The 17,267-nt window shown below is 65.5% G+C and carries 15 protein-coding genes and 1 tRNA gene; 3 read left to right on the forward strand and 13 right to left on the reverse strand.

From position 1 onward, the window contains the following. Positions 1-160: 160 nt before the first annotated feature. The 11 genes from ACOQPI_RS00530 to ACOQPI_RS00580 all read right to left on the reverse strand — a co-directional run bounded on the left by ACOQPI_RS00530 (position 161) and on the right by ACOQPI_RS00580 (position 8,140). Complete coding sequence (locus ACOQPI_RS00530) at positions 161-556, reverse strand: type II toxin-antitoxin system VapC family toxin (protein ID WP_420617776.1); 396 nt, start codon at positions 554-556, stop codon at positions 161-163. After that, positions 553-768 carry an AbrB/MazE/SpoVT family DNA-binding domain-containing protein gene (locus ACOQPI_RS00535; RefSeq protein ID WP_420617777.1) on the reverse strand — a complete coding sequence of 72 codons (216 nt, stop codon included), beginning with the start codon at positions 766-768 and terminating at the stop codon, positions 553-555. Before ACOQPI_RS00535 ends, ACOQPI_RS00530 begins: the two co-directional genes overlap by 4 nt. Positions 769-867: 99 nt before the next feature. Next, positions 868-1,830, reverse strand: a complete 963-nt coding sequence (locus tag ACOQPI_RS00540) for a dienelactone hydrolase family protein (protein WP_420617778.1) — start codon at positions 1,828-1,830, stop codon at positions 868-870. Positions 1,831-1,942: 112 nt separating this feature from the next. Continuing rightward, entirely contained in the window at positions 1,943-2,374 is a 432-nt protein-coding gene (locus ACOQPI_RS00545; RefSeq protein WP_420617779.1) for an SRPBCC family protein, read from the reverse strand. A gap of 36 nt (positions 2,375-2,410) precedes the next feature. After that, positions 2,411-3,634, reverse strand: coding sequence for a serine hydrolase domain-containing protein (locus ACOQPI_RS00550; protein WP_420617780.1), 1,224 nt, complete (start codon positions 3,632-3,634; stop codon positions 2,411-2,413). Between the two features lie 179 nt (positions 3,635-3,813). Further along, positions 3,814-3,887, reverse strand: a tRNA-Met gene (locus ACOQPI_RS00555). A gap of 116 nt (positions 3,888-4,003) precedes the next feature. Next, complete coding sequence (locus ACOQPI_RS00560; RefSeq protein ID WP_420617781.1) at positions 4,004-4,921, reverse strand: hypothetical protein; 918 nt, start codon at positions 4,919-4,921, stop codon at positions 4,004-4,006. Between the two features lie 94 nt (positions 4,922-5,015). Further along, entirely contained in the window at positions 5,016-5,297 is a 282-nt protein-coding gene (locus tag ACOQPI_RS00565) for an MFS transporter (protein WP_420617782.1), read from the reverse strand. A gap of 18 nt (positions 5,298-5,315) precedes the next feature. After that, entirely contained in the window at positions 5,316-6,173 is an 858-nt protein-coding gene (locus tag ACOQPI_RS00570) for an MFS transporter (RefSeq protein ID WP_420617783.1), read from the reverse strand. Positions 6,174-6,212: 39 nt separating this feature from the next. Beyond that, positions 6,213-6,977, reverse strand: coding sequence for a nitrilase-related carbon-nitrogen hydrolase (locus ACOQPI_RS00575; RefSeq protein WP_420617784.1), 765 nt, complete (start codon positions 6,975-6,977; stop codon positions 6,213-6,215). After that, a complete protein-coding gene (locus ACOQPI_RS00580; protein ID WP_420617785.1) occupies positions 6,974-8,140 on the reverse strand; it encodes a pyridoxal phosphate-dependent aminotransferase in 1,167 nt (388 codons plus the stop codon). The genes ACOQPI_RS00575 and ACOQPI_RS00580 overlap by 4 nt, the downstream gene beginning before the upstream one ends. A gap of 38 nt (positions 8,141-8,178) precedes the next feature. Between ACOQPI_RS00580 and ACOQPI_RS00585 the strand changes: the two genes are divergently transcribed. Genes ACOQPI_RS00585 through otsB form a run of 3 tightly spaced genes read left to right on the forward strand, consistent with a single transcriptional unit; the run spans position 8,179 to position 14,435 of the window. Then, a complete protein-coding gene (locus ACOQPI_RS00585; RefSeq protein ID WP_420617786.1) occupies positions 8,179-10,410 on the forward strand; it encodes an arylsulfatase in 2,232 nt (743 codons plus the stop codon). A 25-nt stretch (positions 10,411-10,435) separates the two neighbouring features. Continuing rightward, the gene (locus tag ACOQPI_RS00590; RefSeq protein WP_420617787.1) at positions 10,436-11,836 is read left to right on the forward strand and encodes an alpha,alpha-trehalose-phosphate synthase (UDP-forming); all 1,401 of its coding nucleotides are present in this window, start codon (positions 10,436-10,438) and stop codon (positions 11,834-11,836) included. 34 nt (positions 11,837-11,870) lie between these two features. Beyond that, a complete protein-coding gene (gene otsB, locus ACOQPI_RS00595) occupies positions 11,871-14,435 on the forward strand; it encodes a trehalose-phosphatase (RefSeq protein ID WP_420617788.1) in 2,565 nt (854 codons plus the stop codon). Here otsB and ACOQPI_RS00600 read toward each other — a convergent pair. Further along, positions 14,395-16,797 carry a xanthine dehydrogenase family protein molybdopterin-binding subunit gene (locus ACOQPI_RS00600; RefSeq protein WP_420617789.1) on the reverse strand — a complete coding sequence of 801 codons (2,403 nt, stop codon included), beginning with the start codon at positions 16,795-16,797 and terminating at the stop codon, positions 14,395-14,397. The two genes, otsB and ACOQPI_RS00600, sit on opposite strands and share 41 nt — an antisense overlap. Before the next feature lie 76 nt (positions 16,798-16,873). Next, a complete protein-coding gene (locus ACOQPI_RS00605; protein WP_420617790.1) occupies positions 16,874-17,140 on the reverse strand; it encodes a hypothetical protein in 267 nt (88 codons plus the stop codon). Between the last annotated feature and the right edge of the window lie 127 nt (positions 17,141-17,267).

Genomic DNA, 17,267 nt, shown 5'->3' on the forward strand with positions numbered 1-17,267 from the left:
CAAATTCCGGGCTAGAAACGATCGACAGCGGTCCCGCACGAGATAGCCCCCGAACTAGCCGTCCCCTCCATCCCCGGCACTACCCGCTACTTAGACGAGCTCTGGTAGCCGGATGCCGCCGTCTGGGCGGCATGAGCCGGAGTGCATCGACCTTCGCGTGCTACTGGGTGGACAATTCGGGGAAGTAGCTGGAATAGAAGCCGCGGTCGCGCGTGAGGAACTTGTCAGCGGCACCCAAGGCGTGGGCGCCGATCAGGAAATCGGTGATAATCCGTTCACGAGGTCCGCCAGCCTGGCGGTACCGCTGCCAACGCAGGCCCGCCTCATAGGCGATGTCGGTGCTGATTGGAGACGGCAACGTGTTGATTCGGTGCAGCGTCTCATCCAACAGGGCACGGCTGCCAAACGCCGGTACGAGCTCGGCATACACGATGTCGCATATCACGACTGCCCCTGCGTCGTATGCCGCCATCAAGCGTTCTCGCGATTCTGGTCCATGCTGCTCATCAGCACGGAAAATGTCCAGCAATACGCTGGTATCGACGGCCGTGATCACCGCCCCCTGATCTCCTCAATGTAGTCATCAGTGCTGAGATCACCGCTGAGGATCGCGAACACGCTCTCGACAGGATGTTGTGCGACTGTCCGCTTCTGAATGAGGAGTCCTCCCTCAGTGGGAGTGAGTTCCACCTCAACGTTGTGGTTCAGACCAAAGCGCTCCCGCAAACCCTTGGGGATCGTGATCTGGCCTCGTTCAGAAACTCGCATAATCAATCTTTCGGAATTACTTACCAGTCTATTCATATTCTATTGCTCAGAAACACCAACCGTCCAGCACAAATCCCCCAGGCAATTTGCCTATGTCGTCTACTGGGCCATGACGGTGGTCCAGAAGGTCGTCATGTCTTCGACGAATGCGGGGGCGATGTCGGGGGTTCCGGCTATGTGGGCTCCGCGGATGGCGAAGCCGGCTTTGGCGGCGTAGAGGAAACCGTCGAGATCGACCAAGGCCGGGTCGGGTTGGTCGGAGGTGGGGAGGATGAAGGCGCCGTCGTCGGCCATGTAGACGGTGGGTGCTCCGGGGGCTACTGCGGCATCGGGTATGTGCTCGAGGGGGGTGGTGCGGTCGAAGCTGTGGTGGGCACCTCCTACAATCCGCACGCTGGCGTCGCCGCCTGCGACCCGGATGGCCTGGATATGGGCTTGGACCTGGGTGGGTGAGCACCAGTCGTCGAGGTCTCCGATGATCGCCCGGACCTGTGTGCTACCCACGGTGGGGTTGAGGAATTGGTGGCCGCACCAGGGGTAGGCGGCGTATACGCCTGCGAGCTTGGGGGCGTCGGATGCCGAGGCCAAGTGCACCGACGCGGCGCTCAAGACCGCGGAACCGCCGCGGCTGTGGCCTTGTGCGCCGATTCGCGAAGCGTCAACTTCGGGTCGGGTCGCGAGAAACTCAGCAGTGGTCAGAACATCCCAGGCGCTGGCCGCAAAGGAGTACTGGATCTGATTGTCCACCGTGGAAACGACGCCCCGAGGGCCGAAGGGATCAATGGCGCATGCTGCGATTCCGGCATCGGTGATCGTCGCCGTGTGGGACAGGTGATGCGACTGAAGGCCCAGGCTGCCGGGAACGACGATCACCACCGGAAAGGGCCCAGCCCCATCGGGGACAAAGAGCTTGGCCCACAAGTCAAGGCGCGGCATCGTCGCCGTGTCGGAAATGGCCTGATAGAAGTTCTTGGGATTGGCCGACAGAATGGTCAGCGCTTCACCCGCTAGCCCGTTTTCAAAGCAGAAGTCTTCCTCGTAGACAGCCCCGTCATAATCCACCGAGTCACCTTAGTGGCCTCTTGAACACCGCCCCGGGTGAACACCTTCTATGCGGAGAAGGCGACATGACCGCTCCGAGACAGACCGCAAAAGGCGGGTCAGGCTCAGATCATCAAGAGAAGCGCTTGACGAGGTTGTCCAGGGTGGTGGCGATGGAGTCTTCGATGAGATCGTCTTTGACCATCCTCATGGTGAGGTGCGGGAATCGGATATCTCTGTAGTCAGCCGACTCGGTTACCCGGGTGCCGCCCTCTACGGGCTCCAACCCAAAGCGCCAGCGGTTCTTGATGAAGTGGCACCAGGCGATGAGCCGGTTCTCCTCGTACTCCACCACCTTGCTGGTCACTCTGTAGGGGAAGCCGTAGGCCTTCATACCAATCGTGAATTTCGACCCCAATTGCATGGACCCCTGACCTCTGATGAGCCTTTGAAGGGTTCCAGAGCCGTCTATCTCAACGTGGCGGGCCGGGTCGGCCAGCAAGGCGAAGATCTCCTCGGGAGCTGCGGGAACTACTCGGCTGGCGGTAAAGAGTCGCTTGCTCATGACAATTGCTCAGCCTACGCGAACTCAGGATTATGTTCACCCGTCGAGGTCTCGGGTGAACAGGCGATAGGCCAGATTGTCCACGCTCAGATGTGAATTCGACAGGATGACAATGCCTTCGCCAAGTTCGATGTCGAAGCCTATAAAGGAGGCGTAGCCGCCGGTTGCGCCGGGGTGCCCTACAAATTGGCGGCCGCCCTCGGTTGCGGTCACCCACCCCAGACCGATGTCCATGCCCGACACTGGATCATGTCGCTGGGGCAGACGAGCCAACTCCATTGCCTGCTGGAGAGGCGACTCGCTCAGGCCGAGATTAGCTTCGAGGAATGTCAGAAGGTCGTTGACTGTGGATCGAAGAGCTCCTGCGCCAGCGAGGGTCGGCACGTCCCAGTTGGCGACGGGCCGAAGCCGTCCGTCGTGTCCGGGGGCGAGGCGCTCGCGGAGTGCCTGTGTCAGCTCAACCGCAGTATCGGACATGTGCAGTGGTTCGAGAATCCGCTGATCGATCAGCGTCTCGAAGTCGGCGTCCTCCCGTAGGGCGAGAGCATGGCCCAACAGGCCGAAACCAACATTCGAGTACTCGACTGTGTCGCCGATGTCTCGACGTAACTCGTGGGTCGACAGGAAGGTGTTGAGGTCTTCGACGGTGTAGTCGGCGTAGGGGTTGGCCAGATTGGCAGGGTCGAAGTTGTCGGGCAGTCGGGGCAGCCCGGAGCTGTGCGTCGCCAGGTGGCCCAGTGTGATATCCGTACCGTTGCGAGTGGGCATCAGTACCTCGTCGCCGAGCAGGCTCTGCACAGGGGTGTCAAGCCCCAACTCCCCTCGCGAGACCAGTTCAGCCAGCACAGTGGACGTGAACACCTTCGTTATCGACCCAATCTCGAAGACAGTGTCCCCGTCGGGCTGAGTCGCGTCGTCTGCGCTTAGGCGGCCGTACCCGACAACGACACGACCGCTGGAGCTAGTCACGCCGACCACGACCCCGACACTCTGCTGTTGCTCGTCTACGAATTCCTCCAGGAGTCTGCGTATCTGCGGCTCGCTAAGCGGCTCAATTTCCGGACCGACGGATGTCTGGGCATTCGGCCCGCTCTGCGTTCCAACGTCCGCCTCGCTGGATGTCTGAGTGTCCGATCCGCTGGGTGGCTGAAGATCCTGGCCGGACTCCCTCATCGTGTTCCCGCCCGCGCAGGCAACGCACCACAGCGCCAGTCCAACCCCAACCGCAAGCACCCTTCGCATCGCCAAACACCATGGCATCAGGTGGAGCCAAACCAAAGTCGAACTGAACCGCCCTGGTTCTTCTGGAGGGTCTGGGTGTCCCTGGGCGGTTCAAGAGACCCTCTGAACAAGCGCTCAAACCCCTTAAGCGAGGTCACAAACCGCCAACATGGCCCAATTCGTCGACAGGACTGGGACAATTGCCGAAAGGGCGTCAGTGGCGGGGGCAGGATTTGAACCTGCGACCTTCGGGTTATGAGCCCGACGAGCTACCAGACTGCTCCACCCCGCGTCGAGTGGAGTGGTTACTCTACCCGCCTGCCGCCGGGCTGTCACCTGGATTTCCATGGTTCGGCGGTGACAGCCCGGCGGTCGCCAGGGGGTCGGCGAGCTTGTTGGGTGAGGGGGCTAGGCGGGGTCGGCGAGGGCTTGGATCTCGGCCACGGCGAGGGGATGGAGTGGGGCGAAGAGTGTTTGGGTGGGGACGGCGGGTGGCGGGTTGGTGCAGGCGCCGCCGTTGAATACGCACGCCACCGAGACGTCCCAGTAGGCGGTGAGGGCCACTTGGTAGCGGAGGTCGGGTTGGTTGACCGATGAGTAGCGGTAGTAGTGGAAGCAGTTGGATGGCTGGTTCAGCGGGTCGCGGGCAGGGTCGAAAGCCACCACGTCCTCGGCGTCGCACCACAGCGTGCTCCCGTCGCCCATGGCAACCCGCAGAAAGCCCAGTCGCCGGGGAGTGGCGGTGGCGGTGAGGGTCAGTTCGTGGCCGTCAAGCGTGGTGGTCACCGTCTCTGAGACTGGGGCGCGATCGGCGGCCGGCACCCACACATAGGTAGGAAGCTGCACAATGGCAATCTCGCCGGGCGCGGTCCGCGTGGTCGGCTGCGGGATGGTCATCTGGCCCCAGGCCTCGTTGCGCAGCCGGATGGTCTCCCTCAGTGTGGGTGGTGGGGGCTCTTTGGGCGGGGCGGGCTGGTACACCCAGAACGTGACGATCTGTGTTCCGGCCTCGGTATTGCACAGTTTCAAGATGTAGGTCTCGTCGGGGTCGGGGGCCACCACGTAGTCGTTCTCCAACCAGGCGTTCAGCTCGGCGTAGTCGCCCTGTTGGAAGTAGCAGGGCGGCACTGAGGGATCAGCCGGGTTTGTGTAGGGCTCCGACACTCCGGGGATGTCCACTTCGATCCATACCCCGATCTCCACCTGGCCGTTTTCCGTCTCGACCGATGTGCCCTCATCCTGCTGCTGCCATCCAGCAGCCGAACCTGCACTGGAAACCGCAAGCACGCAGGTGGCGGCCGACACCAGCAGCGCAGTGCGTCGCATTGAACTTCCCTTCGGGCCTTCGGAGGCGCGCGTGGCGCGAGAAGGGGGAAGCTCAGGGGGAAGGGGGCAACTCTCCTATGCCAGCCCTCAGATGTCAATAGGCAGTTTGCAACTGGGGTCGAACCACGGTTCGGCTGACCACCAGCGCAATCAACGAGAAGCACCCGCCGGCGAAGAAGGCCATCGAGTACGACGACACCTCCACCACGCCGCCCAGGATCAGCCCGCCCAAACCGATGGCCAGATCGTAGGCGATGCTGAAGGTGCCGATGGCTTGGCTCCGCCGGTTGATGGGCGCCGACTGTACGGCCAGCACGAACAGGGCCGGGAACAAGAATGTCTGACCCGTGGCCAAAAGAACGGTGCCGACAAACACACCGGGGATCTGCGTCCACTAGGCGATGACCCACAGGCCGGAGGCTGAGAATACGTACGACAAGGTGCTGGTGCGCTGGGGTCCCAGTCGGTCGGGCAACCGGGCCAGCAGGATTCGCAGGCTGATGACGCAGATGGCGAAGGTGGCGAATACCGCCCCGGAGTGGGCGAACCCGATGTCGTCCACATGCAGCTTTATGAAGGCCAGGAAACCGGAGTAGCCCATCAGCCCCAGCCCGAGCGATAGAGCCGGGCGGGCGGCAGGCCAGTAAATGAACGAGGTGGGCCACCCCGACAGGGCACCTTCGGGACGGCCGGGCATGGAGACTGCACCCAGCACGGTTCCGATGGCGCACAGCACCCCGCCCAGCAACCACACCGCGTCGGTGCTGACCGCGGCCGCCAACTGCTCGCCAATGATCGGCCCGGCGGCCAAGCCGGAGTACGCCGTGACCGAGAAGTACGAGCTTGCCTCACCCCGGCGATGCTCGGGGGCCATGTCTTGGGCGGCAGCGGCGATGCCCACGAAAAACGCCGCTTCCCCCAACCCGGTTAGAAGCCGGAACAGCACCGCCACCGCCACCGAGGACACCCACAGGTTGCCGAGAATGCCGAGGCCGGCCAGCACGCAACCCCACACCCCCAAGAATCGACGCCCCTTGGAGTCGCCCAGCGGGGCGACCAGCGGGCGGGCCACCGCGGCCGAGAGCCCGAATCCGCCCACCGCCAGGCCAACTGCCACCGGCCCGCCTCCCAAGTCGTTCTCCACAAAGCCGGGCATCACCGGATACACCAGTCCCAGCGACATGAAGTAGCACACGCCGCCCAGGCACAGCACAACGAACCGGGCCGTCAGCAACGGCTGGGAATCACCCACCGGCGGACTATCGCCGGTCATCGCGACAGCACCGGCGAATTATCGGCGATCTTCAAGGAACGGATAGCGGGTGCGGATCTTCTCCACCCTCGACAGGTCGATGTCGGCATGAAGCACAGCTTCTTCGCCCTCAGGGGCGCTGGCCACCTCGACCCCGAATGGGTCGATCACCACGGAATCGCCCTGATAGTCGATGCCGCCGCCGGTGCCCACCCGGTTGACCCCCACCACGTAGGCCTGGTTCTCGATGGCCCGGGCCACCAAAAGCGCCGACCAATGGGCCCGGCGGGGTGCCGGCCAGTTGGCCACCACCACATAGCAGTCGGTGTCGTGGGCCAAACTCCAGAACTCGTCAGAAAACCGCAGGTCGTAACACACGAACGGGGTGATCCTCACTCCCTCAACGCCAATGGTCAGCCGTTCAGCCCCGGCGGCGTAGTGTTCGTGCTCGCCGCCATAGGAGAACGGGTGGATCTTGTCGTAGACCGCGGCCACCCCGTCGGGGCCAGCCAGCACGAACCGGTTCACAGGCAGCTCCGCTACCGACGGGTCCCGCACCGGCACCGACCCGCACACCCATATTCCGTTGGCCGCGGCCTGGTCGGCCAGAAACCTCACGCTCGGCCCGTCGGGCGGCTCGGCCACCCGCTCGGAGGCCATGGAGAACCCGGTTGAGTACATCTCGGCCAGCACCACCAGGCGCGCCCCTTCGGCCGCGGCCTGGGCCACCTTGGGGGCCAGCAGCTCGAAGTTGGCCTCAGGGTCCTCCCACACGATGTCGTGCTGAACGGCGGCGACCTTCATGAGCCTGTCCCCAGCTTGGCCAGCCGCTCGACGGCTTCGTCGAGCACTTCGGGTCGCTTGCAGAAGGCGAACCGCACCAGATGCCGCCCCTCATCCTCGTTGTCGTAGAACACCACGCTGGGCACGGCCACCACACCGCACAGCTCCGGCAGCTTGCGGCACAAGGCCATGCCGTCGTCGAAACCCAGCGGCCGCACATCGGCAGTCACGAAGTAGGTGCCCGCCGGCCGGTACACCTCGAACCCGGCCGCGGCCAACCCATCGGAAAGCTGGTCGCGCCTGGCCATCAGGTTGGCCCGCAGTCCGTCGAAGTAATCGTCGCCCAGCCGCAGGCCCACCGCGATGGCGTGTTGGAACGGCGCCCCGTTGACGAAGGTCAGAAACTGCTTGGCCGCGGTGACCGCATCGCGCAGCTCGGGCTTGGCGCAGACCCAGCCGATCTTCCACCCGGTGAACGAGAACGTCTTGCCCCCCGACGACACCGAGATGGTGCGCTCCCGCATCCCCGGCAGCGACACCAAAGGAATGTGCTCGCCGTCGTAGGCCAAGTGCTCATACACCTCGTCGGTCACCGCCAACAGGTCGTGTTCCCGGCACAGCTCGGCGATGAACTCGAGCTCCTCCCGGTCGAACACCTTGCCGGTGGGGTTGTGAGGCGAGTTCACCACAATCATCCGAGTGCGGGGCCCGATGGCCGCGGCCAGCTCGTCGGGGTCGAACCGGTAATGGGGAGGCCGCAGCGTCACCAACCGCCGCTCAGCCCCGGCCATGGCAATCCCAGCAATGTGGGAGTCGTAATAGGGCTCGAACAACACCACCTCGTCACCCGGCTCCAACAGCGACAGCATGACGGCGGCGATTGCCTCGGTAGCCCCCGCGGTGATGAGCACCTCGGTGTCCGGGTCAAAATCCAGGTCGTAGAACCGCTTCTGGTGCTCCGCCACCGCCAGCCGAAGATCGGCGATACCCAGCCCCGGCGGATACTGGTTGTGCCCCGCCCGAATAGCCGCCACCGCCGCATCCGCCACCTCCCGCGGCCCATCAGTATCCGGAAACCCCTGTCCCAAATTGATAGCCCCCGTAGCCAAAGCCAACGCCGACATCTCCGCAAAAATCGTCGTCCCAAACTCCACCAACCGCTCATTCAAAACCCGCTCCGGCACAATGCCAACCTTAACCCTGGATGTGCTAGCAACCACACATGACTTCTGATGCTCAAACCTACGGCGGCGTTGTCGGCAACACCGTCGTCGACTCGACTCCGTGGTGGCCCGACCCGGTAACCCCGCCGCCGAACAGCCCCAACGTGGTAATGGTCGTCCTCGACGACGTCGGCTTCGCCGACCTCGGCTGCTTCGGCTCCGAAATCGACACCCCCACCATGAACGCCCTAGCCGCCGCCGGCCTGCGCTACAACAACTTCCACACCACCTCCATCTGCTCCCCCACCCGGGCATCCCTGCTCACCGGGCGCAACCACCACTCCGTAGGCATGGCGGTAGTGAGCAACTGGGACACCGGCTATCCCGGCTGCACCGGGCGCATCAGCAACCGAGCGGCCACCCTGGCCGAGATTCTCCGCCCCGCGGGCTACTCCACGTTCGCGGTGGGCAAGTGGCACTTGGCCCCCATCGAGGACACCACCCCGGCTGGCCCCTTCGACCAATGGCCGCTCCAGCGGGGCTTCGACCGGTACTACGGCTTTTTGGACGGCGCCACCAACCACTGGGACCCCGACCTGGTGGCCGACAACCATCACATCGACCGGCCCGACAAACCCGACTACCACGCCACCGAGGATCTGGTGGACCAAGCCATCGCCATGGTCACCGCCCAGACCTCGGCGTGGCCCGAGCGGCCCTTCTTCCTGTATCTGTGCTTCGGCACCGGCCACTACCCGATCCACGTCCCCAAGCCCTACGTCGACCGCTACAACGGCCGCTACGACGCCGGCTGGGGCGCCATCCGAGAAGAGCGGTACCACCGCCAGAAGGACAACGGCATCATCCCCGCCGACACCGAGCTGCCCCCGTTCAACCCCGGTGTGCCCGACTGGAGCGACCTGAGCGCCGACGAGCAGAAGGTGGCCGCCCGGATGCAGCAGGCCTACGCCGGGATGCTCACCCACACCGACGAACACCTCGGGCGGCTCATCGCCACGCTCGAGGAGATCGGCCAGGCCGACAACACCGTGTTCGTGCTGCTGTCCGACAACGGGGCCACCCAAGAAGGCGGCCCGTCGGGCCACGAGAACGCCATGCGCTATGTGAACGGCCTCGGCCCCCGGCCCATCGACCAGCAGCTCGCCAATATCGACGACATCGGCGGGCCTGGCAACTGGATGGTGTACCCCATGGGCTGGGCAATGGCCGGCAACACCCCGCTCAAGTGGTACAAGCAGAACACCCACGCCGGCGGGGTGCGCGACCCGCTCATCATCTCCTGGGCCGACGGAATCGCGGAGGGGGGCGCGATTCGCACCCAGTACCACCACGTGAGCGACATCACCCCCACGCTGCTGGAGGCCATCGGCCTGGAACCGCCCGCCGAGGTGGCCGGGGTAAACCAGATGCCGATGGAGGGCACCAGCATGATGTACTCCTTCACCGACGCTGACGCCCCCACCAGCAAAGCCGAGCAGTACTACGAGATGTTCGGCCATCGGGCCATGTGGGTCGACGGCTGGAAGGCAGTGACCCGCCACATTCCCGGGGAGAACTTCGACGACGACCGCTGGGAGCTGTACCACCTGGATCAGGACTTCTCCGAGGCCCGGGACTTGGCCCAAGCCGAGCCCCAGCGGCTGGCCGCGCTCGTCGACCGGTGGTGGGAGGCAGCCCGGGCCTACCAAGTGCTGCCCCTGGACGACCGCATTTTGGAGCGGTTCCACGTGCCCAAGCCCCGGCCGATCACCGGGCGGTCCCGATTTGTGTACTACGACGGGGCGTACATCCCCAGCGACGGCTGCCCCGACCTCAAGAACGTGTCCTATGAGATCACCGCAGAACTCAGCCGGGCCGACGGCGACGACGGCACCCTGGTGGCCTGCGGCGACGTGGCGTCAGGCTTCGCCTTGTTTATTCAAGACGGGCGGCTGGTGTGGGACTACAACATGGCCTGGGAGCACTACGTGGCCGAGACCGAGCCCTTGCCCTCCGGACCGGTCACGGTGGGCGCCGCCTTCGAGCGAACCGGCAGCCACGCTGGCACCGGCCGACTGCTGGTTAACGGCGTCGAAGCCGCATCGGTGGACATGCCCGTCACCCACAACACCCACATCCACGCGGTTGGCATAAGTGTGGGCTTCACCAAGGCCCCGTCCCCCAGCCCTCGCACCACCGGCCAGTTCCCCTTCACCGGCACTCTCAGTCGAGTGGTGATCGAAGTTGCCGACGACCGCGAGCTGCCCGATCAGCTGCTGGTTCTCGACTGAGGGAGAAGCGCGATATTTTGGCCAAATGGCCGCCGGTGACCAGAAGTGGAGCTTCGTAGTCGCGGCCAATCGCCTTCCGGTGAGGCGGGTGTGGGAGGGTGAGACGGCCAAGTGGGTTCCCAGCCCCGGTGGGCTGGTGTCTGCTCTGCGCCCCGTCATGTCCGGCAATCCCGACGCAGTTTGGGCTGGCTGGACGGGCGTGCCGGGACCAGGCACCGAGCCGTTCGAAGTGGACGGCTTCCAGTGCCATCCGGTAGGCGTGAGCCAGGGCGAGCTCCAGCTGTTCTATGAGGGGTTCTCCAACGCCACCCTGTGGCCGCTATTCCACGACGCCCTGGTCCCCCCCGAGTATCACCGCACCTGGTGGGACGCCTACCGAACCGTCAACCAGCGCTACGCCGCCACCGTGGCCGACCTCGCTGCCCCCGGAGCCACCGTGTGGATCCACGACTACCACCTGCTGCTGGTGCCCGGCCTTCTGCGTGCGGCCCGGCCCGACCTGCGGATTGGGTTCTACCTCCACATCCCCTTCCCGGCCCGCGAGCTGTACATCCGGCTGCCGTGGCGGGCCGAGATCATCGACGGCCTTTTGGGCGCAGACCTGATCGGCCTGCAAACCCCCTTGGGCGCCGACAACTTTTGCCGGGCAGTGAACCGGATTACCGGAGCCAAAACCACCGGAAGAGTGATCCAGCACAACGGGCGGACCAGCCAAGTGGGCGCCTTCCCCATCGGCATCGACACCGACCGGATCACCGGTTTGGCCGCCGATCCTGCGGTGCAGGCCCGGTCAGTGGATATCCGCCAATCCCTGGGCTCACCCCGCACCGTGCTGCTGGGGGTGGACCGCCTGGATTACACCAAGGGAATCGAGGTGCGGTTGCGGGCCTTCCGGGAGCTGTTGGCCGAGGGGCGGCTCTCGGTGGACGACTGCGTATTGGTGCAGATCGCCGAGCCCAGCCGCTCCCAGGTCACCGGCTACGCCGAGGTCCGCCGAGAGGTGGAGCAGATGGTGGGCGACGTCAACGGGAACTTCGGGGTGATGGGCCGACCGGTGGTCCACTATCTCCATCAGAGCCAGCCCATCGAAGAGCTGGTGGCCATGTACCTGATCGCCGACATCATGCTGGTGACCCCGCTGCGCGACGGCATGAACCTCGTGGCCAAGGAATACGTGGCCTCCCGCCCCGACAACACCGGAGTGCTGGTGCTGTCGGAATTCACCGGGGCGGCCCAGGAGCTGCGAACCTCCGAGCTGATCAACCCCCACGACATCGAGGGTCTGAAGACCGCCATGGAGGCCGCGGCCCATCGCCCCAAAACCGACACCGTTCCGGCCATGCGAGCCATGCGACGGGTGGTGCGGTCCAATACCGCCCAGCGCTGGGCCGAGCGCTTCCTGGCCCGCCTGGAGGCCTGCGAATGACGAAGCGCTTCTTGGCCCGCGTGGAGACCAGCCCATGAACGAGGTCAGCCCCATCATGGCGGCCGAAGAAGTGGAAGCTCGGCTGCGAGAGCTGGCCCGAGTGCCGGTGCTGCTGGTGGCCTGCGACTACGACGGCACGCTGGCCCCCATCATCGACAACCCCGACGAGGCCCGGCCCCTCCGGGAGTCGGTGGCCGCGCTGCGCCAGTTGGCCGCCATGCCCGACACCCACGTGGCGGTGATCTCGGGACGGGCGCTGCGGGACCTGGCCGCGCTGAGCCGCCTGCCCGAGGAGATCCACCTGGTGGGCAGCCACGGCACCGAGTTCGACGTCGGCTTCGCCGACGACCTGTCCCCCGAGCAGCGGGACCTGCGCGACCGGGTACTGGGGGAGCTGAACGACATCGCCCAGCGCGACCACGGGTTCATCGTCGAGCCCAAGCCGGCCGGAGTCGCCTTCCACTATCGCAAAGCCGAACCCGAGATCGCTGCCATCGCGGTGGAGGACGTTCTGAGCGGACCGGGCTCCCGGGATGGCGTTCACCTCAAGACCGGCAAGATGGTGGTGGAGCTGTCGGTGCTGGACCTCAACAAGGGCGACGCCCTCGACCGGCTGAGAACCGACGTTTCGGCCGAGGCGGTGATCTTCGCCGGCGATGATGTGACCGACGAGGACGCCTTCGCCCGGCTTACGGGCCCCGACCTCGGCCTGAAGGTGGGGCCGGGGCCGACCCTGGCCCGGGGCCGCCTGCACGACCCCCAGTCAGTGGCTCAGATGCTGGCCCTTGTGGCCGAGCGTCGGCGGGCGTGGCTCATGGGTGAACACGACCTGGCCATCGAGCGCCACAGCCTGCTCAGCGACCAGCGGACGGTGGCGCTGGTCACCTCCGACGCCTCGCTGAACTGGATGTGCCACCCCCGGGCCGACTCACCAGCGGTGTTCGCCGGACTGCTCGGGGGCGCCCGAGCCGGGCATTTCTCCATCAGCCGCCACGACGACAGCCCGCCCATCTCCCACCGCTACCTGGACGGCACCATGGTGGTCGAGACCCGGTGGTCAGATGTGACAGTTACCGACTACCTGGACTGCTCCCGTGGGCGGCCCTTCAAGTCGGCGGGCCGCACCACCTTGGTCCGAGTCATAGAGGGCACCGGGACAATCGACATCGAGTTCGCCCCCCGCTTGGACTTCGGCCGGGCCCCCACCGGCCTGCACGTGATCCACGACGGCCTAGAGATCACCGGGGCCGCCGAGACCATGATGCTCACCGCGCCCGGGTTGAGCTGGGACATTGTGGACGACGGCCCCCATCAGACCGCGGTAGCCCACGTCCAACTCAACGGCGCGCCGCTGGAGCTGATGCTGCGTCTGGGCGTTCCCGGCCGGTTTGGCTGGCCGGAGACTGCCGAAGCCGATCGCCGCGAGGCCACCGAGCAGTACTGGCGCGACTGGGCAAAGAACCTCACGCTGCCATCGGTGGCCGCCGAGGAAGTGGAGCGATCCGCACTGGTGATCAAGGCGCTTTGCCACCAGCCCTCGGGAGCGATCCTGGCCGCCGCCACAACCAGCCTGCCCGAAGTGATGGGCGGCGTCCGCAACTGGGACTACCGCTACTGCTGGCCCCGAGACGCCAGCATGAGCGCAGCCGCGCTGCTGGCTCTGGGCAGCAGCCAGGAGGCCTGCCATCTGCTGGATTGGATCCTCGACCGAGTGGAGCATCTCCCCGGACCCGAACAGCTCCGCCCGGTATATCCCCTGGTCGGCGACGAAGCCCTGCCGGAGGCGGTACTGCCCGAGTTGGCCGGTTACGCCGGAAGCCGTCCGGTGCGAATCGGCAACGCCGCCGAGCACCAAGTGCAGCTCGACGTATTCGGTCCGGTGGTGGACTTGGCCTGGCGACTGTGCGAGGCCCAAGTGACCCTCACCGACCAGCACTGGGAGGTGGTCAAGGCAGTGGTGGGGGCGGTGGCCGCCCGCTGGCACGAGCCCGACCACGGCATCTGGGAGGAGCGCCGCCCGCCCCGCCATCACGTCCACTCCAAGGTCATGTGCTGGATGGCCGTAGACCGGGCCATCAAGATCGCCGTGCGCATCGACCCCGAGCTGGCCTCGTACTGGAGCCCGCTTCGCCACCGGATCGCCGCCGATGTGATCTTGAATGGGTGGAACGAGCAGCGCCGCTCCTACACCACCGCCTACGGCTCGACTGACGTAGACGCCAGCCTGCTGTGGATTGGATTGAGCGGGCTGCTGCCCCCCGACGACTCCCGCTTCGTCTCCACCCTCAAGGCGGTGGAGAGCGATCTGCGAGACGGCCAGACGGTTTACCGCTACCGCCACGACGACGGGCTGCCCGGCACCGAGGGCGGCTTTCTGATCTGCACGTCGTGGCTGATCGAGGCTTACGCGCTCATCGGCCAGATCGACGACGCTCGAGCTCTGTTCGACCGCTACCTCGACCTATGCGGCCCCACCGGCCTGCTTCCCGAGCAATACGACCCCGCCAGCGAGCGCTTGCTGGGCAACCACCCCCAGGCCTACTCCCACCTCGGCCTCATCAACGCCGCAATAGCCCTCTCAGCCCCCGTCGGCGGCTAGGCCGATCTTGTGACCCGGAGATCAATCCCCAGATACGCTCAGGCGTGGCCGGCATCTCCACATCGTTGATTCCCAGGGGCGACAGTGCGTCGGCGATGGCGTTGATCACCGCCGGGGTGGAGGCAATGGTGCCAGCCTCGCCGATGCCCTTCACCCCCATGGGGTTGGTTGGGCTGGGTGTCACCGTGGAATCGGTGCGGAACGACGGAGTCTCCGCCGGCGACGGCACCAGATAGTCCAGGAAGCTCACGTTTCGGGGCTGGCCTTCTGCGTCGAACGCGGCCTCCTCCCATAGAGCTTGGGCCACGCCCTGGAGGATGCCGCCGTGGATCTGGCCCTCCACCACCATCGGGTTGATCTGGTTGCCGCAGTCGTCCACCGCCACGTAGTCCACCATCTCCACGTCGCCGGTCTCGGTGTCCACCTCAACCACGGCCACGTGGGTCCCGAACGGGAAGGTGAAGTTGGGCGGATCCCAGGTCATGTGGCCCTCAAGGTTGGGCTCCATGCCGTCGGGCAGGTTGTGAGCCGTGAACGCCTCGAAGGCCACTGCGGCCAATGGCATCTCGGCGTCGGGCTGGCCCTTCACCCGGAAGGTGCCATCGGAGAACTCCAAGTCCTCCACGTTGGCCTCCATCTGGTGGGCGGCAATCAGCCGAGCCTTGTCGATCACCTTGTCGGCGGCCATGTACACCGCGGTGCCGCCCACCGACAGCGAGCGGGAGCCGTAGGAGTCGAGTCCCAGCGGGGAGATAGCCGTGTCGGAGTGCAGCACCTCCACATCGTCGGGGTCCACGCCCAGCTGGTCGGCCACGATCATCGACCAGCACGTCTCATGGCCCTGGCCGTGGGGCGACGTGCCGGTCACCACCTGCACCTTGGCAGTGGGCAGCACCCGCACGGTGGCCGACTCCCAGCCGCCAGCCGCGTAGTTGAGCGAGGCCAGCACCCGGCTGGGAGCCAAACCGCACATCTCCACGTAGCTCGACAGGCCCACACCCAACTGCCGGGTGTCCCCGGCGACCCGGCGATCGGCCTGCTGGGCCCGCAAACCCTCGTAGTCCACCAACTCCAAAGCCTGTTCCAAGGCCTGGGGATAGTCGCCGCTGTCGAAGATCAGCCCGGGGGCCGACTCGTAGGGGAACTGCTCCGGACCGATGAAATTGCGCCGCCGGATCTCGGCCGGGTCCACCCCCACCGCCGCGGCCAGCGAGTCCATGGCCCGCTCGATGGCGTAGGTGGCCTCGGGCCGGCCCGCCCCCCGGTAGGCATCGGTGGGCGTCAAGTTGGTGAACACCCCCGTACACACGAATGAATAGTTCGGGATGTCGTAGCAGCCGTGGTACAAGAAGGCGCCCAGCAGGGGCACGCCGGGGGTAACCAATTGAAGATAGGCCCCCATATCGGCCACCAGCTTCACCCGCACCGCGCTGATGCGGCCCTCGGCGTCGGCGGCCAGCTCGATGTCCTGGATCTGGCCCCGGCCCTGGATGGTGGATCCGGCGGCCTCGGAGCGGCCCTCGGTCCAGCGCACGGGCACACCGTGGCGCAGCGCTAGCGCGGTACACATGATCTCCTCGGCGTACACGTTCAGCTTGGAGCCGAAGCCGCCCCCCACCGAAGGGGCCACCACCCGCACCTTCTGCTCCGGCAGGCCCAGGGTGAGAGCCACCATGACCTTGAGAATGTGGGGGATCTGAGTGGCCGAGTAGATGGTGATGTCGCCCCCAAATGGCGAGGGCACTGCCACCACCCCCCGTGGCTCCATGGCCGCGGGAATGAGCCGCTGCTGGATATAGCGCTCGGCCACCACATGGTCGGCGGCGGCAAACGCAGCTTCCACCGCGTCTGCATCCGGAGTCAGCTCCCAGGTGTAGGACGCGTTAGTACCCAAGTCATCGTGGATGACCGTGCTGTCGGCCAAGGCGTCCTCGAGGTCCACCACCGCATCGAGTGGCTCGTACTCCACCTCGATCAGGGCGGCAGCATCTGCCGCCCCGTAGCGATCACCGGCCAGTACCACCGCCACCACGTCGCCCACATGGTTGGCCTTGTCCACCGCAATAGGCAGATGAGCCGGATTCTTCATGTCATCGGTCACCGGCCAGGCACACGGCAACGGCCCCCAAGACTCCGCCAGGTCTGCCCCCGAATAAGCAGCCACCACCCCATCAGCGCCAAGGGCAGCACTCAGATCAACGGAGTTGATGCGAGCATGCGCATGAGGACTCCGCACACATGCCACCCATAGCGCCCCCGTGAGGTCGAGATCGTCCACAAACCGGGCCTCCCCGGTAAGCAGTTCAGGATCCTCCTTCCGAAGCAACCTGCTCCCCACCACCGCCGTAGAAGAACCAGTCATCTCGCCACCTCCTGCTGCCCCGCGAGCGTATCCCTCCTATGTCTCCGGTGCAGCCGAGCTGCCGCCAATCGGGGGATCAGTTAGAAGCAGCGCTGCGGAGGTCGGCCAACGTCTCCATCCACCACATATTGGTCACTGTGGTGTTGCCGGGAAGCGTGGCTAGGCAATCATCGACTTGGGCGACCACTTCGGGAAGACCAGCAGCGGCAAGACGCAGGTCCAACAGTCCGTCTACCACCCGGGAGCGGCTGGTGAGCTCTCCATCGATGGCGTCCAGCAGCCGATCCACCAACTCGGTGATCTCGATGAGGGCCGCTGGGTTGCGGACGGTTTCCAATGTCACTGCTCTCTCCTTCGCTACCGGTTGAGGTTACAACCGCCGGACACCCGGATATGTTCCCTTCGCTCCCATGCTATCGACCCTAGCGACATTCCGCGAACGGGGTTCTTTGCCCCCGCGGCTATAAGGC

It is taken from the genome of Candidatus Poriferisocius sp. (assembly GCF_965219815.1).
GTDB lineage: Bacteria > Actinomycetota > Acidimicrobiia > Acidimicrobiales > Bin134 > Poriferisocius.